General features: G+C 56.0%; 21 protein-coding genes. 4 read left to right on the top strand and 17 right to left on the bottom strand.

The features are described 5' to 3' along the window. Window positions 1–81 precede the first annotated feature (81 nt). The 3 genes from dusA to L3068_RS01365 form a co-directional block, all read right to left on the bottom strand. Window positions 82–1,077, bottom strand: a complete 996-nt coding sequence (dusA, locus tag L3068_RS01375) for a tRNA dihydrouridine(20/20a) synthase DusA (RefSeq protein WP_117581823.1) — start codon at window positions 1,075–1,077, stop codon at window positions 82–84. Window positions 1,078–1,159: 82 nt separating this feature from the next. Further along, on the bottom strand, window positions 1,160–2,419 hold the full coding sequence (locus L3068_RS01370; RefSeq protein ID WP_176602214.1) for a conjugal transfer protein TraF: 1,260 nt from the start codon (window positions 2,417–2,419) through the stop codon (window positions 1,160–1,162). A 223-nt stretch (window positions 2,420–2,642) separates the two neighbouring features. Next, window positions 2,643–3,131 (bottom strand): cupin domain-containing protein, encoded by a 489-nt coding sequence (locus tag L3068_RS01365; protein ID WP_014882141.1) that lies wholly within the window; start codon window positions 3,129–3,131, stop codon window positions 2,643–2,645. A 115-nt stretch (window positions 3,132–3,246) separates the two neighbouring features. Between L3068_RS01365 and zur the strand changes: the two genes are divergently transcribed. After that, window positions 3,247–3,759 carry a zinc uptake transcriptional repressor Zur gene (gene zur / locus L3068_RS01360; RefSeq protein ID WP_014882140.1) on the top strand — a complete coding sequence of 171 codons (513 nt, stop codon included), beginning with the start codon at window positions 3,247–3,249 and terminating at the stop codon, window positions 3,757–3,759. A gap of 48 nt (window positions 3,760–3,807) precedes the next feature. Here the strand turns inward: zur and L3068_RS01355 are convergent, their stop codons facing one another. From L3068_RS01355 to L3068_RS01340, 4 genes are all read right to left on the bottom strand, one after another. Continuing rightward, on the bottom strand, window positions 3,808–4,017 hold the full coding sequence (locus tag L3068_RS01355) for a CsbD family protein (protein WP_014882139.1): 210 nt from the start codon (window positions 4,015–4,017) through the stop codon (window positions 3,808–3,810). Window positions 4,018–4,137: 120 nt separating this feature from the next. Continuing rightward, window positions 4,138–5,475 (bottom strand): MATE family efflux transporter DinF, encoded by a 1,338-nt coding sequence (dinF, locus tag L3068_RS01350; protein ID WP_117581825.1) that lies wholly within the window; start codon window positions 5,473–5,475, stop codon window positions 4,138–4,140. 63 nt (window positions 5,476–5,538) lie between these two features. Further along, on the bottom strand, window positions 5,539–6,147 hold the full coding sequence (lexA, locus tag L3068_RS01345) for a transcriptional repressor LexA (protein WP_014882137.1): 609 nt from the start codon (window positions 6,145–6,147) through the stop codon (window positions 5,539–5,541). Window positions 6,148–6,255: 108 nt separating this feature from the next. Further along, window positions 6,256–6,624 (bottom strand): diacylglycerol kinase, encoded by a 369-nt coding sequence (locus L3068_RS01340; protein WP_014882136.1) that lies wholly within the window; start codon window positions 6,622–6,624, stop codon window positions 6,256–6,258. Window positions 6,625–6,778: 154 nt separating this feature from the next. Between L3068_RS01340 and plsB the strand changes: the two genes are divergently transcribed. Further along, window positions 6,779–9,199 carry a glycerol-3-phosphate 1-O-acyltransferase PlsB gene (plsB, locus tag L3068_RS01335; RefSeq protein WP_014882135.1) on the top strand — a complete coding sequence of 807 codons (2,421 nt, stop codon included), beginning with the start codon at window positions 6,779–6,781 and terminating at the stop codon, window positions 9,197–9,199. 126 nt (window positions 9,200–9,325) lie between these two features. Here the strand turns inward: plsB and gntU are convergent, their stop codons facing one another. From gntU to L3068_RS01310, 5 genes are all read right to left on the bottom strand, one after another. Next, entirely contained in the window at window positions 9,326–10,666 is a 1,341-nt protein-coding gene (gene gntU / locus L3068_RS01330) for a gluconate transporter (RefSeq protein WP_014833577.1), read from the bottom strand. Window positions 10,667–10,669: 3 nt separating this feature from the next. Further along, window positions 10,670–11,197, bottom strand: a complete 528-nt coding sequence (gene gntK, locus L3068_RS01325) for a gluconokinase (RefSeq protein ID WP_014882134.1) — start codon at window positions 11,195–11,197, stop codon at window positions 10,670–10,672. A 126-nt stretch (window positions 11,198–11,323) separates the two neighbouring features. After that, window positions 11,324–12,319, bottom strand: coding sequence for a gluconate operon transcriptional repressor GntR (gene gntR / locus L3068_RS01320; RefSeq protein WP_014882133.1), 996 nt, complete (start codon window positions 12,317–12,319; stop codon window positions 11,324–11,326). A gap of 91 nt (window positions 12,320–12,410) precedes the next feature. Further along, window positions 12,411–13,106 carry a pirin family protein gene (locus L3068_RS01315; protein ID WP_000639796.1) on the bottom strand — a complete coding sequence of 232 codons (696 nt, stop codon included), beginning with the start codon at window positions 13,104–13,106 and terminating at the stop codon, window positions 12,411–12,413. 123 nt (window positions 13,107–13,229) lie between these two features. Further along, a complete protein-coding gene (locus tag L3068_RS01310) occupies window positions 13,230–14,267 on the bottom strand; it encodes an oxidoreductase (protein ID WP_014882132.1) in 1,038 nt (345 codons plus the stop codon). A gap of 256 nt (window positions 14,268–14,523) precedes the next feature. Between L3068_RS01310 and yhhY the strand changes: the two genes are divergently transcribed. Beyond that, window positions 14,524–15,012 carry an N-acetyltransferase gene (gene yhhY / locus L3068_RS01305; protein WP_014882131.1) on the top strand — a complete coding sequence of 163 codons (489 nt, stop codon included), beginning with the start codon at window positions 14,524–14,526 and terminating at the stop codon, window positions 15,010–15,012. Window positions 15,013–15,099: 87 nt separating this feature from the next. On the opposite strand, the gene ggt is transcribed toward yhhY, so the two are convergent. After that, complete coding sequence (ggt, locus tag L3068_RS01300) at window positions 15,100–16,845, bottom strand: gamma-glutamyltransferase (protein ID WP_014882130.1); 1,746 nt, start codon at window positions 16,843–16,845, stop codon at window positions 15,100–15,102. A gap of 123 nt (window positions 16,846–16,968) precedes the next feature. Here ggt and L3068_RS01295 point away from each other — a divergent pair, with 123 nt between their 5' ends. Then, on the top strand, window positions 16,969–17,346 hold the full coding sequence (locus L3068_RS01295; protein WP_023331795.1) for a DUF2756 family protein: 378 nt from the start codon (window positions 16,969–16,971) through the stop codon (window positions 17,344–17,346). Here L3068_RS01295 and ugpQ read toward each other — a convergent pair. Genes ugpQ through ugpA form a run of 4 tightly spaced genes read right to left on the bottom strand, consistent with a single transcriptional unit; the run spans window position 17,330 to window position 20,874 of the window. After that, on the bottom strand, window positions 17,330–18,076 hold the full coding sequence (gene ugpQ, locus L3068_RS01290; RefSeq protein ID WP_023336597.1) for a glycerophosphodiester phosphodiesterase: 747 nt from the start codon (window positions 18,074–18,076) through the stop codon (window positions 17,330–17,332). The genes L3068_RS01295 and ugpQ overlap by 17 nt on opposite strands. After that, window positions 18,073–19,143 carry a sn-glycerol-3-phosphate import ATP-binding protein UgpC gene (locus L3068_RS01285; protein WP_117581827.1) on the bottom strand — a complete coding sequence of 357 codons (1,071 nt, stop codon included), beginning with the start codon at window positions 19,141–19,143 and terminating at the stop codon, window positions 18,073–18,075. The genes ugpQ and L3068_RS01285 overlap by 4 nt, the downstream gene beginning before the upstream one ends. Window position 19,144: 1 nt before the next feature. Further along, window positions 19,145–19,990, bottom strand: a complete 846-nt coding sequence (ugpE, locus tag L3068_RS01280) for a sn-glycerol-3-phosphate ABC transporter permease UgpE (RefSeq protein ID WP_023331793.1) — start codon at window positions 19,988–19,990, stop codon at window positions 19,145–19,147. Continuing rightward, window positions 19,987–20,874: a sn-glycerol-3-phosphate ABC transporter permease UgpA gene (ugpA, locus tag L3068_RS01275; protein WP_023331792.1), complete on the bottom strand. Its 888-nt coding sequence runs from the start codon at window positions 20,872–20,874 to the stop codon at window positions 19,987–19,989. The genes ugpE and ugpA overlap by 4 nt, the downstream gene beginning before the upstream one ends. Window positions 20,875–20,988: the final 114 nt, after the last annotated feature.

Genomic DNA, 20,988 nt, shown 5'->3' with positions numbered 1-20,988 from the left:
AAACTAAACCATTGTTCTTAAAGAAAAACGCCCCGCAATGATATGCAGGGCGTGGTGAATTTGACGATCTTTTAGCGAAAATTATCGCTTATCTGCGACCAGTCGCAGCGCATGTTCCAGCACCTCGATATCCGCACCGGCTTTATGTGCGTTCTCACTGAGGTAACGACGCCACTGCCGCGCCCCCGGTATGCCCTGGAACAGGCCCAACATATGGCGGGTAATGTGGCCGAGATACGTGCCGTTGCTCAGCTCGCGCTCAATGTAAGGATACATGGCGCGCACGACGGCAACCGGATCGGTATCGGCGCCGTCAACGCCAAAGATTTCACGGTCGACCGTCGCCAGAATGCCCGGGTTCTGATAGGCCTCGCGTCCGACCATCACGCCGTCCATATGTTCGAGGTGCGCTTTGGCTTCTTCAAGCGACTTAATACCGCCGTTGATCGACATCGTCAGATGCGGGAAATCACGTTTAAGATGATATACGCGCGGATAGTCCAGCGGTGGGATCTCACGGTTCTCTTTCGGGCTCAGGCCGGAGAGCCAGGCTTTACGGGCGTGGATGATAAACATCTCGCATTCGCCTTTGCCGGACACCGTGTTGATGAAATCGCACAGGAATTCGTAGCTGTCCTGGTCGTCAATGCCGATACGGGTTTTGACCGTCACGGGAATGGAGACCACATCACGCATCGCCTTGATACAGTCGGCAACCAGCTGCGCGTTCCCCATCAGACACGCACCGAACATACCGTTTTGCACACGGTCTGAAGGACAGCCAACGTTGAGGTTAATCTCGTCATAGCCGCGCGCTTCCGCCAGCTTCGCACACTGCGCCAGCGCGGCCGGATCGCTGCCACCCAGCTGCAAGGCAACCGGATGCTCTTCTTCACTGTATGCCAGATAGTCGCCCTTGCCGTGAATGATTGCACCGGTGGTCACCATTTCGGTGTACAGCAGCGTATGGCGGGAGAGCTGACGCAGGAAGAAGCGGCAGTGTCTGTCCGTCCAGTCGAGCATTGGCGCAATGGAGAAACGGTGTGCTGGGAAAGCGGTCTGGTATTCTGACAACATGGCGAAGTTTTAAGCATCTGGTGGAAAAGGGGCGCTACTATAGCACAAAGAAAAGCCGGAGGCGCAGCGCCTCCGGTGCACTTTAGAACGTCATGCTTAGCTGTGCCCCTGCGCCCCAGGTTTCGTCTTCACCGTAGAGGCCCATCAGGTCAACATGCACGGTGTTGAACGGCGCGAAGCCGACACCACCGGTAAAGACGTTGCTGTCGTTACCCTTCACGTCAGCGCGATAACCTGCGCGTACCGCCAGCCAGCTCAGCGGGGTCACTTCAGCACCTACCCCAACATACTGCGACGTATCTTCGCTCTTGAAACCTTTGGTTTCGGTCAGATCGCCATCAGCGGTCAGCGTAACAAGATCGTTGTGCCAGGCGGCGCCCGCGGTGACCAGCGGACGGATCTGGTAGGTGTCTTTATAGCTCACCACTTCTCCCGTACGCCCATTGCGGATGCGGATATCCTTGCTGTCGATATCGCGTGACATCAGGTTTTGCCCGCTCAGGCCGACCGTCCAGTTTTCGCCAAAATCAGCGGCAATACCAGCATCAACGTTAAAGCCCGTATCGTCTGTACGGTAGCGGCTATCGTTCCACTTATTACTGTCGTAATCGTAGATGGAAGTGGTGTAGTTATAGATCCAGGTTTTTTGCAGTTTTGGCGTGACGCCAACGGAAACCGGGATGCCCCCGAGATCGAACTGACGGGCAACCGCAATACCGTAGTCGGACACAATCGCCGCCCGGCCAGACGCCGTTGAGTTGAGGTTTTTGGTAATCTGATCCGTGCCATTCAGCGCTGCATCCAGGGCAACACCGGCAGCAACCACATCGCTTCGTTGAATACTGCGCAGATAATCAATATCTTGCTGGTCGATAGATGAGCTAACCCGACCATGAGCATAACCTTTGGCCATAAAGGCCACGGAAAGCACATCGTTAGGGATACTCACGGCAAGTCCTGCCCCTGCCGTTGCACGTGCAGTTTTACCCTTGAGATAGTCCAGTTCATCGGCAAGATCTTTGGCCGCGCCCTGGAACTGGTTGATCGAACCTAACGGATTGGTGATGACTTCAATAGGCGTAAGGTTATCAACCACATCCTTATAGTGATTGATTTTATCGTTGATGGTATCAATCTCATCCTGAAGATTGTCTTCATCCGTCACCTGCACCCCAACGGACGGCAATATAACCGTCACATCATCGTCCGGTTTTGCCTTTGCCAGCAACGCGGGGTTGATTAACGCTCCGCTGCCATAACTGCCAGCGGCTACGCCCGTCCCGCCCATGGCGTCGCTACGTGATTCTGTCCAGGTATTGGCTGCTCCCGCCTGATTTGCCATAAACAGGGAAACAGCAATGCTAACCACCGAAAATTTAAAATGTTTTTTCACAGTATGCCCGTAATAGTTTGTTATTAGATAACCCCTGTCTGTTATCACCCAAACAGGAACGAACTATTGCTGTGAATAAGAAGCAAAAGACCCGCCATTTCTTTCCCTAAGTGAAATTCCCTTACGGCCTGTTGTAATTTGTGACGGCCTTCAATATTTATAGAAGAGGAAATTATTTTTTCACAGGTTTTCCATCATGCGGGCCAAAAAACTGCGGAGGATGGTCAACCCAGCGATCCTCCCGCGTGGCGGCATAGACCGGATTGAGCGGATAGTAGATGCGGTTGTGCTTCTTGTTGGCCTCGCCCACCACCAGTAACCGAACCTCTTCATCCGTGTTGTTGATAAAGGTATGGCAGACGCCGGTTCCGGCAGGAAAGCCCACGCTGTCGCCGGGTTCAAGTTTCCACAAATAGCCATTAATCCAGGCTTCAGGATAGCCCTCAAGCACGTAGATAAACTCTTCTTCGTCACTCTCTGCATGGGGATAGGATGTCCGACGCCCGGGCAATAAACGCTCATGATGAATGCCGATACGTCGGAGGCCAAGGCTGCGGGCCAGCGGTGCACCGATAGAAAAGAGCTCATTACTGTCGGGGTAGGTGGCGTCATCCGGTCCTTCTATGTCGCGCCAGTGCTTAATACAGTCTGGTTTTTTCATGATGATATTCCCGATTTGCGATGCGTCAGGTATAGCACAGCCTGACGGATATCGGTGTTTTTACCAGAACATGATAAAGTGAGGGTTTTACGTCCCAGAACATCCGAGGTGCTCAATGGATAAGTCCACAAAAGAGCTGTTAGCGCAGGCCGAAAAGCTGTGCGCGCAACGCAATGTGCGCCTGACTCCGCAGCGCCTTGAAGTCTTACGTCTGATGAGCCTACAACAGGGTGCCATCAGCGCCTATGACCTGCTCGACCTGCTCCGCGAAAGCGAGCCGCAGGCTAAACCGCCGACAGTGTATCGCGCGCTGGATTTCCTGCTGGAACAAGGATTTGTTCATAAAGTGGAATCCACAAACAGCTATGTACTGTGCCATCTTTTCGATCAGCCCACCCACACGTCGGCCATGTTTATCTGCGACCGTTGTGGCGTAGTGAAAGAAGAAGCTGCGGAAGGCGTGGAAGACATTATGCATACGCTGGCGGCAAGAATGGGGTTTGCCCTGCGTCATAATGTGATTGAAGCACACGGGCTGTGTTCAGCGTGTGTCGAGGTGGAAGCGTGTCGACATCAGGATGAGTGTCAGCATGACCACTCTATTCTGGTGAAAAAAAAGCCGCGTTAGCAGCAAAAGAAAAGGCGGCCTGAAGCCGCCCCAGTAGGTTATTCAGCGTTACCAGCGGTAATCGTTGCGGGTTTCCCAGTCTTTGACTTCGTTTTCCGCCTGATCTTTCGCGTAGCCGTAACGTTCCTGAATTTTACCGACAAGCTGATCGCGCTTACCTTCAATGACGGTCATATCGTCATCTGTCAGCTTACCCCACTGTTCTTTCGCTTTACCTTTGAACTGCTTCCAGTTGCCGCCGATTTCGTCTTTATTCATCATCGTGTCCTCTTAGTTAAGCGTCGGGTCGTAACGTCCGTTACGTTCTTTTCTGCTGGACGTGATAATTATTGTAGTTAAGGATTCGGCAGTTGATTTCATATTCGGAATCTTTAACCATCACGATATATCGTGACGCGAAGGAAGCCAGGTATTGTTTTGCCAGTGGCGGCGCCATATAAAAGCCAGCGACAGGCCACGCAGAGAGAGAAAGACCGCAAGCGCCAACCACAAACCGTGATTACCCAGCCAGGGAAGCGTCAGCAGCGTCAGGCCAAATCCCGCCGCCGCAACGGCCATACTGTTACGCATTTCCGCCCCGCGCGTCGCACCAATAAACATGCCGTCCAGCAGATAACACCAGACACCCACCACCGGTAAGATGACTTGCCAGATGAGATAGTGGCTCGCCAGTTCGCGCAGCGCAGGGAGAGAGGTCAGTAAAGCAACAATCTGTTCGCCGAAGCAGGCATAGACCACGGCAAACACCAGCGCTACCAGTCCTGACTGACGGCAGGCTGCCCGCCAGACATCATGAAGCTGCCCGCTTTCACGCGCTCCATACGCCTGCCCCGAATGTGCTTCAACCGCGTAGGCAAAGCCGTCCAGCGCATAGGCGGTAAACGTCAGCAGCGTCATCAATACCGCGTTGACCGCGACGATTTCAGGCCCCAGCCGTGCACCGAAGACCGTCAGCGCGCCGAAGCAGAGTTGCAGAAGCAGCGAGCGCAGCATGATGTCACGGTTAAGCGCCAGCAGCTTACGGATATTGCCGCGCCATGCGGTTTTCAGCAGCGCGAGGGAGATCCCGCGCATCGCCAGCACGCGCCAGACCATCCACAGCCCCATCACAAAGGTCCCGTATTCAGCAATCGCCGTCGCCAGTGCCGCGCCCCGCACGTTCATATGGAGGCCCATCACCAGCCAGAGATCCAGCACGATGTTGAGCAGGTTTCCCACGACCAGCAGAATCACTGGCGCACGAGCATACTGAACGCCCAGTAACCAACCCAGCAGAACCAGATTTGCCAGCGAAGCGGGCGCACTGAGCCAGCGGATTTCGAGAAAACGTCGCGCCTGCTCCAGTACCGCCTCACTGCCGCCAACGATATGAAGCGCAAGGTCAATCAGGGGATCGCGGAGTAAAACGATTAACGCGCCCGCGCCCAGCGCAAGAATCAGCGGCTGCACCAGCGCCCGCGCCAGACGTAACGGATCTTTTGCACCATACGCCTGTGCCGTGAGTCCGGTGGTGCTCATGCGCAAAAAGAGCAGCAGCATAAAGAGGAAGCTGGTTGCCGTCGCGCCAATCGCCACGCCGCCAAGATAGACAGGGGAATCGAGATGCCCAATAACGGCCGTGTCGACCAGACCCAGCAAGGGCACGGTGATATTGGAGAAAATCATCGGCAGTGCAAGACGCCACAATGCCTTATCGGATGCCGTCAGCAGTGACATGAGAAACACCGGGAGTGGTCAATAAAGCAGGCTACAGCGGAACCGTAGCCTGTCAGGAAGAGATTACAGCCATTCACCGTTGCGAATCACACCGACCGCCAGACCTTCGATAGAGAAGCTCTGTTCGCGGAGATCGACCACAATGGGAGAGAACTCGCTGTTTTCGGGCAGCAACTGAACGGTGTTACCCTGCTTTTTCAGACGCTTAACGGTCACTTCGTCATCAATGCGCGCGACCACCACCTGGCCGTTCCGCACATCCTGCGTTTTGTGTACCGCCAGCAGATCGCCGTCGAGAATGCCGATATCTTTCATCGACATGCCGCTTACGCGCAGCAGAAAATCTGCGCTCGGCTTGAACATACCAGGATCAACCTGGTAGTGGCCTTCGATATGCTGCTGTGCCAGCAGCGGCTCACCCGCAGCAACACGGCCTATCAGCGGAATGCCCGTCTCTTCTTCCACCAGCAGGCGGATACCGCGTGACGCGCCTGAAACAATTTCAATCACGCCCTTACGTGCCAGCGCTTTCAGGTGTTCTTCGGCAGCATTCGGAGAACGGAAGCCCAGACGCTGAGCGATTTCCGCACGCGTGGGTGGCATACCCGTCTGGCCGATATGATCCCGAATGAGATCAAACACCTCTTGCTGCCTGGTCGTTAATGCTTTCATTCCGCCCCCTGGGTGTATATACAGTTATGCTGTGAGTATATACAGTCAAAGGTGATTTTGGAACCAAAAACTGCACAAAAAACCAGGGACTTAATTATTCCTCGAGGCTCATCGGAAATGTGACCAAAGCAGCGTGACCCAGGTAATAACCGCAGTGATAATCGCCAGCAGCACAGCGGCAGAACCCATGTCTTTCGCGCGACCGGAGAGCTCGTGGAACTCTGAGCCAATACGGTCAACAACGGCCTCAATAGCGCTATTGAGAATTTCCACTATCATCACCAGAAGCACGGAACCGATGAGAAGTACGCGGGTAATAGCATCGACATCAAGGAAACAGGCGATGATGACCGCGATGATAGCGGCGACACCTTCCTGACGAAAGGCGGCTTCGTTGATCCACGCGGCACGGAAACCTTTCCATGAATAGCCGGCGGCTTTGATGATACGCGTTAACCCAGTGGTATTATTGGCCATTAAAAGAACCTTTTATGAAAAAAAGCGTCAGTAACAGGAACTGTAGCGCGTTTCGCTACAGCCTGAAGTATGACGGGTAACAACAGAAATTTTGCGCGCTTTCTGTTATCCTTGCGCCGCAATTGCATTATTAACCAGAGGCTTTACATCGTTTATGTCCGGCTGGCCACGAATTTACTACAAATTACTTAATTTACCATTAAGCATCCTGGTAAAAAGCAAGTCTATCCCAGCAGAACCCGCGCTGGAATTGGGACTCGATACGTCGCGTCCTATTATGTACGTTTTGCCTTATAACTCGAAGGCAGACTTACTGACCCTTCGCGCCCAATGTCTGGCGCATGACTTACCTGACCCGCTTGAACCGCTGGAAGTCGACGGCACGTTGTTGCCGCGCTACGTGTTCATTCATGGCGGGCCGCGTGTATTTACCTATTACACGCCAAAAGAAGAGTCCATTAAGCTGTTCCACGACTATCTCGACCTGCACCGCAGCAATCCCGATCTGGATGTGCAGATGGTGCCGGTATCGGTGATGTTTGGCCGCCGTCCGGGCCGTGAAAAAGGCGAAGAGAATCCGCCGCTGCGTATGCTTAACGGCATACAGAAGTTCTTCGCGGTCTCCTGGCTGGGGCGCGACAGCTTTGTGCGCTTCTCCCCTTCCGTTTCACTGCGCCGAATGGCAGATGAGCACGGTACCGACAAGATCATCGCGCAGAAGCTGGCGCGCGTAGCACGTATGCACTTCGCCCGTCAGCGCCTCGCTGCCGTCGGGCCACGACTCCCGGCGCGTCAGGACCTGTTCAACAAACTGTTGGCCTCCAAAGCGATCGCCCGCGCCGTTGAAGACGAAGCGCGTAGCAAGAAGATTTCGCATGAGAAAGCCCAGCAGAACGCCATTGCGCTGATGGAAGAGATTGCCGCGAACTTCTCTTACGAGATGATTCGCCTTTCCGATCGTATTCTCGGCTTTACCTGGAACCGCCTGTATCAGGGCATCAACGTTCATAACGCCGAGCGTGTACGCCAGCTGGCGCATGATGGCCATGAAATTGTCTATGTCCCCTGCCACCGCAGCCACATGGACTACCTGCTTCTCTCCTACGTGCTCTATCACCAGGGGCTGGTACCACCGCACATCGCGGCCGGTATTAACCTGAATTTCTGGCCAGCGGGCCCGATCTTCCGCCGCCTGGGCGCCTTCTTTATCCGTCGTACCTTCAAGGGCAATAAGCTCTACTCCACCGTGTTCCGCGAGTATCTGGGCGAACTGTTCAGCCGCGGCTATTCCGTGGAGTACTTCGTGGAGGGTGGTCGCTCCCGTACCGGACGTCTGCTTGATCCGAAGACCGGCACGCTGTCGATGACCATTCAGGCGATGCTGCGCGGCGGAACCCGTCCGATCACGCTGGTGCCTATCTACATTGGTTATGAGCACGTCATGGAAGTGGGTACGTATGCCAAAGAACTGCGTGGCGCAACCAAAGAGAAAGAGAGCCTGCCGCAGATGTTGCGCGGCCTGAGCAAGTTACGCAACCTGGGTCAGGGCTACGTGAACTTTGGCGAGCCAATGCCGCTGATGACGTACCTGAATCATCACGTTCCGGAGTGGCGCGAATCCATCGATCCTATCGAAGCGGTTCGTCCTGCCTGGCTGACGCCAACGGTTAACGGCATTGCATCCGAGCTGATGGTGCGTATTAACAACGCGGGGGCGGCTAACGCCATGAACCTGTGCTGTACCGCGCTACTGGCTTCTCGTCAGCGCTCCCTGACCCGTGAACAGCTCACGGAGCAGCTGGACTGCTACCTGGACATGATGCGCAACGTGCCTTACTCGGTTGATTCAACGGTTCCTGCGGCGACTGCCAGCGAGCTCATCGATCACGCGTTGCAGATGAACAAGTTTGAAGTCGAGAAGGACACGATCGGCGACATCATCATTCTGCCGCGCGAACAGGCCGTGTTGATGACGTACTATCGCAACAACATCGCGCATATGCTGATGCTGCCGTCGCTGATGGCGGCCATCATTACCCAGCATCGCCACATTTCACGTCAGGAGCTATTGCGTCACGTTGATACGCTCTACCCGATGCTGAAAGCGGAGTTGTTCCTGCGCTGGAGCAAAGATGAGCTGGCCGTTGAGCTGGATAAACTGACGGAAGAACTTCGTCGTCAGGGGCTGATCACCGTTGCCAACGATGAGCTGCATATCAATCCGTCACGCTCCCGAACCCTGCAGCTGCTGGCGGCCGGTGCGCGCGAAACGCTGCAGCGCTACGCCATTACGTTCTGGCTGCTGAGTGCGAACCCGTCGATCAACCGCGGTACGCTGGAGAAAGAGAGCCGGACGCTGGCACAGCGCCTGTCTGTGCTGCACGGCATTAACGCACCAGAATTCTTCGACAAAGCGGTCTTCAGTTCCCTCGTGCTGACGCTGCGTGATGAAGGCTTCATCAGTGATACGGGCGATGCCGAGCCAGAAGAGACGCTGAAGGTTTACCAGATGCTGGCAGAGCTGATTACGTCAGATGTGCGCTTGACGATTGAGAGCGCGACGCAGGGCGAGTGATGTAAAAAAGCCGGGTGGTGGTTTCATCTTTCCCGGCCTGATGTTCTGCATAAGATGAAAAGATTAAGGCCCGGTCAGCGTTAACGCTACCGGGCCTTATTTTTGAGCCGGGTTAAATCACCGCATTCAGCTCAGCAACGTAAAGGCAATCATCCCGACAATCGCACCCGTCGTACCGAGGATGGTTTCCATCAGCGTCCAGGTTTTCAGGGTTTGCGCTTCGGTGGCGCCGGTAAATTTACCGAACAGCCAGAAGCCAGCGTCGTTAACGTGAGAGACCACAATTGAACCGCCCGCGATACAGATAGACAGCGCTGCCATCTGCGCACCGGAGTAGTTCAGCTGTTCAATCACCGGCATTACCAGACCCACGGCGGTTAAACACGCCACGGTGGCGGAACCCTGGATAATACGCACGGCCGCCGCCAGCACGAAGCAGGTTACCGCAATCGGCAGGCCCATTCCGGTCAGCGCTTCACCCAGAGCCGGGCCCACGCCAGAATCCACCAGCACCTGCTTGAACACGCCACCGGCACCAATCACCAGCAGGATAATACCCGCAGGCTGCAGCGCGGCACCGCAGATCTCCATCACGCGGTCTTTCGGCATTCCCTGACGCATCGCCAGGCCGTAAATAGCCACCAGACACGCCACCAGGATCGCCGTAAACGGGTGACCAATGAACTCAAACCATTCGTAGGCGGTAGAGCCCACCGGCACAAAACGCGCTGCGATGGTTTTCAGACCCACCAGGACCAGCGGGAGCAGGATCAGTGACAGACTGAAGCCAAAGGACGGCATTTTGCCTTCGCCCAAATGCGGCTCGGTGATGTCATCCGGAATGTGCAGCTCAACGTAACGGCTAATGAAGTTGCCCCACAGCGGGCCGGCAATAATCATTCCCGGGATCGCGGCGCACAGGCCAATCAGGATCATCCAGCCAAAGTCAGCGTGCATCTGGGAGGCCAGCAGCATCGGCGCGGGCCCAGGCAACAGAAACGCTGCCGCTGCCGCCACGCCCGCAAACAGCGGAATGACCAGCTTCACGAGGTTGGTACCGGTATGACGCGCCATAGAGAATGCCACGCTAATCAGCAGCACAACCGCCACCTCGAAGAACAGCGGCAGCGCGCAAATCAGACCCGCCAGACCAATCGCATAGTGCGCGCGGCTGTGGCCGAAGGATTTCAGCATCTTGACGGCAATCTGATCGACCGCGCCCGTCTCATGTAAAATCTTGCCAAACATCGCGCCCAGCGCGACCACTATCGCCAGGAAGCCGAGCGTGCCTCCCATCCCTTTTTCCATCGTCGCAGCGATCTTGTCGAGCGGCATACCGGAAAAGAGACCTGCACCAATAGAAACCACCATCAAAGCAACGAAGGCGTGCATACGCGCCTTCATCACTAAAAACAGCAGCAGCAATACCGAACCCACTGCTGTCAAAACTAGCGTTAATGTACTCAAAACTTACTGCCTTTTATTAATGACCTCGATGGTGCTGGCTACAACACCCTCCAGTGACTGATCGATATCAACCACTAAGACGTCTTTCTCATCTTCACCCGGCTCCTGGAGCGCGTCGAACTGCGTCACCAGCATCTGGGTTTTGAAGAAGTGACCTTTACGCGCCTTCAGTCGGCTTTCAATCACCTCGAAATCGCCTTTCAGGTAGATGAAAGAGAGGTTCGGGTTGCCGTCGCGCAGCAGATCGCGGTAGGTTTTTTTCAGCGCGGAGCAGACGATCAGCGAAACTTTGTTGGTACGCTGCATGGCGAATGCGGCGTCGTTCAGCGCCTGCAGCCACGGTTTGCGATCGTCGTCGTTGAGCGGCTCGCCGGAGGCCATTTTCATGATGTTGCTGCGCGGATGGAGGAAGTCACCATCAAGAAACGCAGCCTGGAGTTGATGCGCCACTTCGCTCGCCACGGCAGATTTACCGCTACCGGACACGCCCATCAGGACGTAAACGTGGTGATCATGATTAGTCGTGCTCAAAGGGTGTCCCTCAGTCAATTGTTACGGGTAACAGTTATCGGTAACATTGTCCTGCCGGGGCAAAAGAGAAGCAATATCCAAACGTGCGCGAAGTGAATAAGTGTGAGCTAGTTCAAATTTGTCAGCTCAAATAGATCCACCCGGTGACAAGGTGAAACCTAAATCTAACATCTTAGGCGTAACCGTCTCGCCACGAATGCGCGCCAGCAGGCGTTCTGCGCCAATGCGGCCCATACGTTCACGCGGTGTCAGCACGCTCGCCAGACGCGGCTCCATAACCTGGCCGATGTCATGGCCGTGGAAACCCGCAATCGCCATATCTTCCGGGATCTTCAGCCCCAGACGCTGGCATTCGAACGCTGCACCGACCGCAAGGTCATCGTTGGTACAGAAAATACCGTCCAGTTGCGGATACTCGCGTCGCGCCTGACGCATCAGCTCAATACCCGACGTATAGGAAGAGGACTGCTCAACCATTACGCTGTACGGGGTTAAGTTCGCGTCGAGCATCGCCTGCTCGTATCCCTTCTGTTTGATGATAGTACGTTCATCAAGACGCGCGCCCAGATAGGCGATATGACGATGTCCCCGGGCGATGATGGCCGCCGTCATCTGACGTGCCGCTTCGAAGTTATCAAAACCCACGGCGATGTCGAGGCACGGCGACTGGCTGTCCATCAGCTCCACCACCGGAATACCCGCCACTTCAATCATTTTTAGCGTGCGGGCGGTGTGCGTACGTTCGGTTAAAATCAGGCCGTCGATGTTCCAGGAAAGCATGGATTCAAGACGTTCTTCTTCCAGCTCCGGCTTGTACCCGTAGTGGGCGAGCATGGTCTGGTAACCAAACGCATCGGTGACGCTTTCAATGCCGCGAAGCACCTCGGCGAAAACCTGGTTGGTTAAGGAAGGCAGGAGGACACCCACCGCACGGCTGGTCGCATTGGAAAGAATATCGGGTGCGCGGTTGGGGATATAACCCAGTTCATCAAGGGCTGCGGCAATCTTGCCACGCAACGCCACGGAAACCTGTTCCGGGTTACGTAAAAAGCGGCTGACCGTCATTTTGGTCACACCGACGCGATCGGCGACATCCTGAAGTACGGGGCGTTTCTTTTTCATCGTCCTGAGAAATCTTGAAGTGAGAGATTTGCTCAGTTTATCACGGACAAAGCTCAACCTTCCCCGTTTAAAGGGAAGGTTGAGAAATTATTTAGACCGGCGGCAGGTCAAACAGCAGGATTTCACTTTCGCTGTCGGCGTGCACGGAGAGTGCCTGTTCATCCCAGATAGCCAGACCATCGGCAGTGGTGGCTTTGGTGCCGTTGATGGACACCTCACCTTTCACTACCTGGATCCAGACGCGGCGGTTAGCGGCAATCTGATGCACAGACTGTTCATCTTTCGCCAGCGCCCAGCGGTACAGCTCCATGTCCTGATGCACTTTCAGGGAACCTTCACGCGCATCCGGGGACAGCACCAGCTGTTTGCCCTGTTTGGCGTCGAAGCGGCGCTGCTCATAGCGCGGCGTGATGCCGGTCTCTTCTGGAATGATCCAGATTTGATACAGGTGCAGTTTTTCCGTTTTACTCGGGTTGTACTCGGAATGACGCACCCCGGTACCCGCGCTCATGATCTGGAACTCGCCCGCCGGAACCTGCTCTTTGTTGCCCATGCTGTCCTGGTGCTCAACCGCCCCTTCCAGCACATAGGTCAGGATTTCCATGTCTTTGTGCGGGTGGGTACCGAAGCCCTGACCTGCATCAATCACGTCGTCGTTAATGACGCGCAGTGCAGAGAAGCCCATGAAGTTCGGGTCGTAGTAGTCGGCAAACGAGAATGAATGCCATGAGTCCAGCCAGCCATGATTCGCGTGACCACGTTCGTTTGCTTTGCGTAAATAGATCATTGTTTTTACCCTCAGTTCGTTTCGATGGAGTAAGTGTGGACGCAAACAGCCTGGGATCATAGAGGGTGAAAATTGACTCCTCTGTTCAAAAATTGTGAACAAGCGCAGAGGAGCCGTTTTTGCTTATTTCGCGAGGGTGATCGTGGCAGGAGAAGCCTGTTCGAACGCCCGCTCGAGCAGTTCGAGGTTGGTAAGAACGTCAGATTCCTTGACGTAATTGGGTGCCCCGCGGGTCAGCGTTTCAAACAGCGCATCGTAGACGCGACCATAGTCGCCGGTTTCCGGCTTCAGCGCTTCTTTGACCGTTACGCCTTCGTCGTTGACATATTCCAGTACGCCCACGGAATCATCCGCCGCAAAGCCCGGTTCACCCGGCATAATGTTGGCCTTCAGACTCGTCTCCTGCTGGTCGATACCGTACTTGATGAACGAGCCACGGGTGCCGTGAACGATAAATTTCGGATAGTCGATTTTCACCAAATGGCTGGTTTTGACGATGGCTTTCAGGTCACCGTAGAACAGCTGCGCTTCAAAGGTATCGTCCGGATTGGCTTTATTGCGCAGACTGCGAATGTCATACGCAGCGTGGTCCGGCCGGCCAAACAGGGAGATGACCTGGTCCATGGTGTGCACGCCAAGTCCGTAGAAAGAGCCATCCTGAGGCAGCCCGGGTTGGGTTTCCGCTACCGGACGGTAGTAATCAAAGTGACTTTCGATTTCCACAATGTCACCGAGCTTACCGCTTTCAATCGCTTTTTTCGCCGTCAGGAAACAGCTGTCAAAGCGACGATTCTGGTACGGCGTCACGGTTAGCCCTTTGCTTTTTGCCAGCGCGAACAGCGCTTTCGCTTCGGCAAGGGTTGGGGTGAACGGTTTTTCCACCAGCACGTTTTTGCCCGCTTCCAGCGCGCGTTTCGCATAGTCAAAATGGCTGTCGGCGTGGGTGCAGACAACCACCAGCTTGACCTGCGGGTCGTTAAGCACCTCATCGAGATCGCTGGTGAAATGAATATGGGAGTACTGCGGGAGTTGCTCTTCCGGCTTCGCGCGGCGGCGGAAGATGTGCGCGACGTGCCAGCTGTCTTTACGGTTGAGAACATACGGCAGGTGATAGCGGGTCGTACTTTTACCAAATCCAATAAATGCGCAATGTAGTGTCATGGCTCAGTCCTTTTGGAAGGTTACTGAGTCTAACCATAACAAAAAAAAAGCCAGCTAAAAGCTGGCTAAAGTAATACTGGAAGCAATGTGAGCAATGTCGTGCTTTCAGGTTCCCGTAGGGGTCTTCCTGAATGCAGAGCAATAATAATCATTCTCATTCGCACTTGTCCAATACTTTTTGCAAAAAATAGCGGTTGACTCAAATTTTAAAGTCATTGATGTTGAGAGGGACATTTAACTGACTGAGGAACAAGGGATGAGTGAGATTGTGATACGCCACGCGGAACCGAAAGATTATGACGCCATTCGTCAGATCCACGCCCAGCCGGAGGTGTACCACAACACGCTACAGGTTCCTCACCCTTCGCTGGAAATGTGGCAGATGCGGCTAGGCGACCAGCCCGGTATTAAGCAACTGGTTGCCTGTATTGACGATATCGTGGTTGGGCACCTCACCATTGATGTTGCCCAGCGCCCGCGCCGCAGCCACGTGGCCGATTTTGGTATCTGCGTAGGCGCACAGTGGCACAACCGCGGCGTCGCCAGCGCGCTGATCCGCACCATGATCGACATGTGCGACAACTGGCTGCGCGTCGACCGCATCGAATTAACGGTGTTTGTGGATAACGAGCCGGCAATAGCCGTGTACAAAAAACACGGATTCGAGATTGAAGGTACTGGCAAGCGCTACGCCCTGCGCAACGGTGAGTATGTGGATGCGTATTATATGGCGAGAATGAAGTAATTTGTTGCCGGGTGGCGGCTTCGCCTTACCCGGCCTACATTCGTGCCGTAGTAGGCCCGGTAAGCGCAGCGCCACCGGGCAACAAAATCAGTACCCCGCCGTCAAATCATCTACCGAACGCGGGTCCGATGCCCCAAACAGCGCGCCGTCCGGCCCGACCATAATGCTCTGGGTGCTGCCCATCGCCTCTTTTACCGCCACCTTCTGTCCACGTTGCTCCAGCAGTTTGATGGTGTCCGGGCTAAAGCCCTTCTCAACGCGCAGTTCATCCGGCAGCCACTGGTGATGAAAACGCGGCGCGTTGGTCGCTTCGGCGACATTCATCCCAAAATCGATACTGTTGACCACCATCTGCAATACCGTAGTGATAATCCGGCTTCCGCCAGGACTGCCGGTGACCAGCCAGGTTTTACCGTCTTTCACCACGATAGTGGGTGACATGGATGACAGCGGTCGCTTCTTCGGCCCAACCGCATTCGCATCGCCGCCGACCAGACCGTAAACGTTCGGCACGCCCGGCTTGGCAGAGAAATCATCCATCTCGTTGTTAAGCAGAATGCCGCTGTTGCCCGCCACAATCCCGGTACCAAAGGTGGTGTTGAGCGTATAGGTCACCGCCACCGCGTTACCGTCTTTATCCACCACCGAGAAGTGGGTGGTCTGGTTGCTTTCATACGGTGCCAGCTTGCCGGGGCGGATCTCGCTGGACGGTTTAGCCTTGTTGATGTCGATCTCATCAGCAATGGATTTGGCATATGCCTTGTTGGTCAACGCCTGCCACGGCACCTTCACGAAGTCCGGGTCACCGAGGTATTCCGAGCGGTCGGCGTAGGCGCGTTTTTCGGCCTCCGCCATTACCTGCATCGCATCCGCGCTGCCGAAGCCGAACTTATGCATATCGAAGTTTTCAAGAATATTGAGGATCTGCACGATGTGGATCCCGCCGGAGGACGGCGGTGGCATGGAGAAGACTTCGTAGCCGCGATAGGTTCCGCTAATTGGCTCACGCTCTACCGCCTTGTACTCGGCCAGGTCCGCTTTGGTGATGAGCCCGCCGTTTTTCTTCATCTCTTCGGCAATCTGGTCGGCAATTGCCCCTTTGTAGAAGGCGTCCGGACCGTGCTCCGCAATCAGCTCCAGGCTTTTGGCGAGGTTCTTCTGCACCAGCCTATCGCCCTTCTTCAACGGCTCGCCGTCTTTCCAGAAGATGGCTTTACTGTTTTCGTGATTGGGAATCACTTCACTGCCGTAGGTTTTGAGATCGTCCGCCAGAGCGTCATTCACCACAAAGCCGTCCCGGGCCAGTTTAATGGCTGGCTGCACCACTTTGTTCAGCGGCATGGTGCCGTATTTCTCCAGCGCCAGCGAGAAGCCCGCCACGGTGCCCGGCGTGCCGCTTGCGAGATGGGAAGTCAGGGATTTTTTACTGTCCGGGTTCCCCTGGTCATCGAGGAACATATCGCGGGACGCCTGAGCAGGCGCCATTTCGCGGAAGTCGATGGCGGTCGTTTTGCCGTCTTTGGTGCGCAGCATCATAAAGCCGCCGCCGCCCAGATTCCCCGCCTGCGGGTGCGTTACCGCCAGTGCATATCCCACCGCGACCGCCGCATCTACCGCGTTACCGCCCTGTTTGAGAATGTCGACGCCCACATGGGTTGCCAGCGCATCCACGGACGCCACCATACCGTGGGTTGCCCGCACGGGATGAAAAACATCTTCCTCCACGCCATACGATACTGGCGGAGCCGCTGGCGGGTTGGCCGCCACGCTAAATGTCCCGCCTGCCATCAGCGCGGCGATGGCGACCCAGCGCAAAAACGTTGGTTTCATCATTATTGTTCTCCAGGTGAAGGGATCCATATTCCCCGCTTAAGCCTGGTTCACAACTCCTAAAAAATCATCGTCATGGTGAAATCAGGGTAAACTTAAGAGAGACCTCAACAGGAGGAAATGACAATGAAACGCTTACTGATTCTTGCGGCGCTGATCCCGTTTGCCGCGCTCGCACAGCCACTTAACACCATGAACAACCCGAACCAGCAGGGTTATGTCATCCCGAGCCAGCAGCGTATGCAGACGGAGATGATGAGCCAGCAGCAACAGCAAAAAGGGATGCTGAACCAGCAGTTGAAAACACAGACCCAGATGCAGCAGCAGAGCCTGCAAAATCAGATGAACGCCAACACCCAGCGCGTACAGCAGGGACAGGTGCGTGAGCAGCCGCTGCCGAATAAAAACGGTGGGATGTTAGGTGGGATGACGTCGTCAGGCAGCGGACAGCAGCATATGCTGCCGTCGCAGTCGAATGGCAGTATGCTTAACCCGCAGAACTAAAATTCGGGCCGATCAGGTCTATGGCATCGGTACAGATGCTGTCCACGCCCCAGCGCAGCAGTTCGGCTGCACGCTGGGGTTTATTCACGGTATAAACCAGAATATGCAGACCCGCGTCTTTGAGCATCTTCACCCGCGCCTCGTCCAGCAGCCTGTGATTGAGATGGATAGAGACACAGCCTAAGCGGGTCGTCAGCTCGCGCCAGTCCTCACGCCACTCGTCCAGCAGCAGCCCACGCGGGAGTTCAGGCACGGCAGCCTGGGCCGCTTCCAGGGCGTCAATTTCAAACGAGGAGAGCAGCGGCGCCGTCATCCCTTCCCATAGCTCACGCGCGGCCAGCGCAATGACTTTACCCGTCAGCGTCCCGGTGCCGGTGGTCGGTTTGATTTCAATGTTTGCCATCATGCCGTGCTGACGACAGCGGTCCGCCACCTCCGCCAGCAGCGGAAGCGGTTCGCCTTTGAATTCACCGCTGTACCAGCTTCCGGCATCCACTTTCAGCAGATCGCGCCACGGCAGTTCACCCGCCACGCCCCAGCCGTTGCTGGTGCGTTCGAGGTTGTCGTCATGCAGCAGGAAAATCTCGCCGTCCTTCGACAGCTTGGCGTCAAACTCGATCATCGTGTGACCGTAGCGCGCGCCAACATCAATCGCCGCCAGGGTATTTTCCGGCGCCAGTTTACCGCCGCCACGGTGGGCGACGATGTGGGGATAAGGCCAGTTGCTCATACTCGTTGTCCTGTTTCACCATCAAAGAGGTGCAGATGATTTTCCGGCAGGTGCAGCCACAGCGTGCTGCCTGCTTTCGGGCGCTCCTGATGTGCCAGACGCACCACCATTTTTTGCTCGCCCCAGCGCCCGTGCGCCAGGTTATCTGCCCCCAACATCTCCAGCGTGTCCATCACCAGCGGCACGCCGCCGTCCGCCTGAGAGGTTAAACCGATATGCTCGGGGCGGATCCCGAGCGTCATCTTACGCCCGGCGTAGCCACGATAGTACCAGTTGATCGGTAATGCCATCCCGCTTTCCAGCTCAAAGTGCGTGCCTGCATTGCTGATACGCCCTTCCAGCAAATTCATTGCCGGGCTGCCGATAAAGCTCGCCACAAAGCGGGTGGCCGGTTTCTCGTAAACATCCACCGGCGTACCAATCTGCTCGGCGATGCCTTTGTTCATCACCATCACGCGCTGGGCAAGGGTCATAGCTTCGACCTGATCGTGGGTCACGTACAGGGAGGTGGTTTTCAGACGGCGATGGAGCTGTTGCAGCTCAAGACGCATCTGCACGCGCAGCTTGGCATCCAGGTTGGAGAGCGGTTCATCGAACAGGAATACCGCCGGGTCGCGCACGATGGCGCGCCCCATCGCCACGCGCTGGCGCTGACCACCGGAGAGCTCGCGCGGGCGGCGCTTGAGCAGGCCGTCCAGTTCCAGAATGCGTGCCGCTTCTTTGACGCGCTCGTCGATATGGCCTTTGCCCATGCCGCGGATTTTCAGCCCCCACACCATATTCTCTTCCACGCTCATGTGCGGATAGAGGGCGTAGTTCTGAAACACCATCGCAATACCGCGATCCTTCGGTTCCATCTCGGTGACGCGCTGGCGGTCAATCCAGATATCGCCCGAGGTCACGCGCTCCAGCCCCGCCACCATGCGCAGCAGGGTGGATTTGCCGCAGCCGGACGGGCCCACCATCACGATAAACTCGCCGTCCGCTACGTCGAGCGTCAGCGGCTGAATGACCTGGGTTTTGCCGTCCCAGCTTTTGGTTACTGCCTGAAGTTTTAAACCTGCCATCTTATTTCTCGCTATCGACCAGGCCGCGGACAAACGCGCGCTGCATGGCTAAAACAATGACTACGGGTGGGATAAGGGTGAGCAGCATCGCCGCCATCACCTGGTTCCAGAGGGTGGTGCCTTCGCCGGTGGCAATCATGCCTTTGATACCCGCGACGGCGGTGCCGAGGCTGACGTCCTGGATAATCAGCAGCGGCCACAGGTACTGGTTCCAGCCGTAGATAAAGGTGATCACAAACAGCGCCGCAAGGTTGGTTTTCGACAGCGGCAGCACGATATCGCGGAAGAAGCGCATCGGTGACGCGCCGTCGATACGCGCGGCTTCAATCAGCTCGTCCGGCAGGGTCATAAAGAACTGGCGGAACAGGAAGGTGGCGGTCGCCGAGGCCATCAGCGGCAGGGTTAAGCCCGCATAGCTGTCGAGCATCTTCAGGTTGGCAATCACTTCCACCGTCGGGAAGATACGCACTTCCACCGGCAGCATCAGGGTGATAAAGATCATCCAGAAGAAGAGGTTGCGCAGAGGAAAACGGAACCAGACGATGGCGAAGGCGGAGAGCATCGACACCGTGATTTTGCCGACGGTGATGCCGAACGCCATGATGAAGCTGTTGAGCATCATCAGCCAGAACGGCGCGCTGTTCGCGCCCACGCCCTGGGTCCAGATGGTCTTCATGTTCTCAAACAAATGCGAACCTGGGATCAGCGTCATCGGCGTGTCGAACACCGCTTTGGTGTCCAGCGTGGCGGCGACAAACGCCACGTACAGCGGAAACAGGATGACGATGATCCCTAAAATCAGCATGGTATGGCTGAAAATCGTCAGCCCGCGACGGTTCTCAATCATTGGTAGCGCACCTTACTTTCAACATAGCGGAACTGCACCACCGTGAGGATGATGACGAGGAACATCAGCACCACCGACTGCGCGGCGGAGGCCGAGAGATCAAGCCCCGCAAAGCCTTCGCGGTAGATCTTATAGATAAGCGTCGTGGTCGCCTGCACCGGGCCGCCCGCGGTCGCCGCGTCGATCACCGGGAAAGTGTCGAAGAAGGCGTACACGAGGTTAACCACCAGCAGGAAGAAACTCACCGGGGCGATCAGCGGTAGCGATAATCTGAAGAAGCGGCGAACCGGCCCTGCGCCGTCAATCGCCGCGGCTTCCACCAGCGAACGCGGGATGGACTGCAGTGCGGCAAAGAAGAACAGGAAGTTATAGCTGATCTGCTTCCACACCGAGGCGAACACCACCAGGAACATCGCCTGACCGCTGTTCTGGGCGTGGTTCCAGTCGTAACCCAATTCGGCCAGGAAGTGGGTAATCAGCCCGCGCCCCGGGTTAAACAGGAAGATCCACAGCACGGCCGCAACGGCGGGCGCGACGGCGTAAGGCAGCAGCATCAGGGTCTGATACAGGCGGCTGCCGCGCACCACGTAGTCCACCAGCGCGGCAAAGAACAGCGAAGCGACCAGACCGCTGACGGTGACCAGCGCGCTGAATTTCATCGTCGTCCAGAAGGAGTCCAGATAGTAGCTGTCGTGGAACAGCGCGGTGAAGTTGTCCAGGCCAACAAACTGGCTGGACAGCCCGAACGGGTCGACGCTTTGTACCGAGTACCACAGCGCTTCGCCCGCAGGCCAGATAAAGAAGATAACGGTGATGACCAGCTGCGGCGCGACCAGAAGATAGGGCAGCCAGCGGGAACGGAACACCGGACGGGATGATGACATAGGTTAGCTCTGTAGGTATTCACCCCTCACCCCGACCCTCTCCCCAAAGGGGCGAGGGAGAAAAGACGGCTCCGTGCAGTCCCCTCTCCCCTATGGGGAGAGGGTTAGGGTGAG

It is taken from the genome of Enterobacter cloacae complex sp. ECL414 (assembly GCF_021869685.1).
Taxonomy (GTDB): domain Bacteria; phylum Pseudomonadota; class Gammaproteobacteria; order Enterobacterales; family Enterobacteriaceae; genus Enterobacter; species Enterobacter kobei.
The sequence above is the reverse complement of the archived record's forward strand: the minus strand, read 5'-3'. Positions and strand labels throughout refer to the sequence as shown.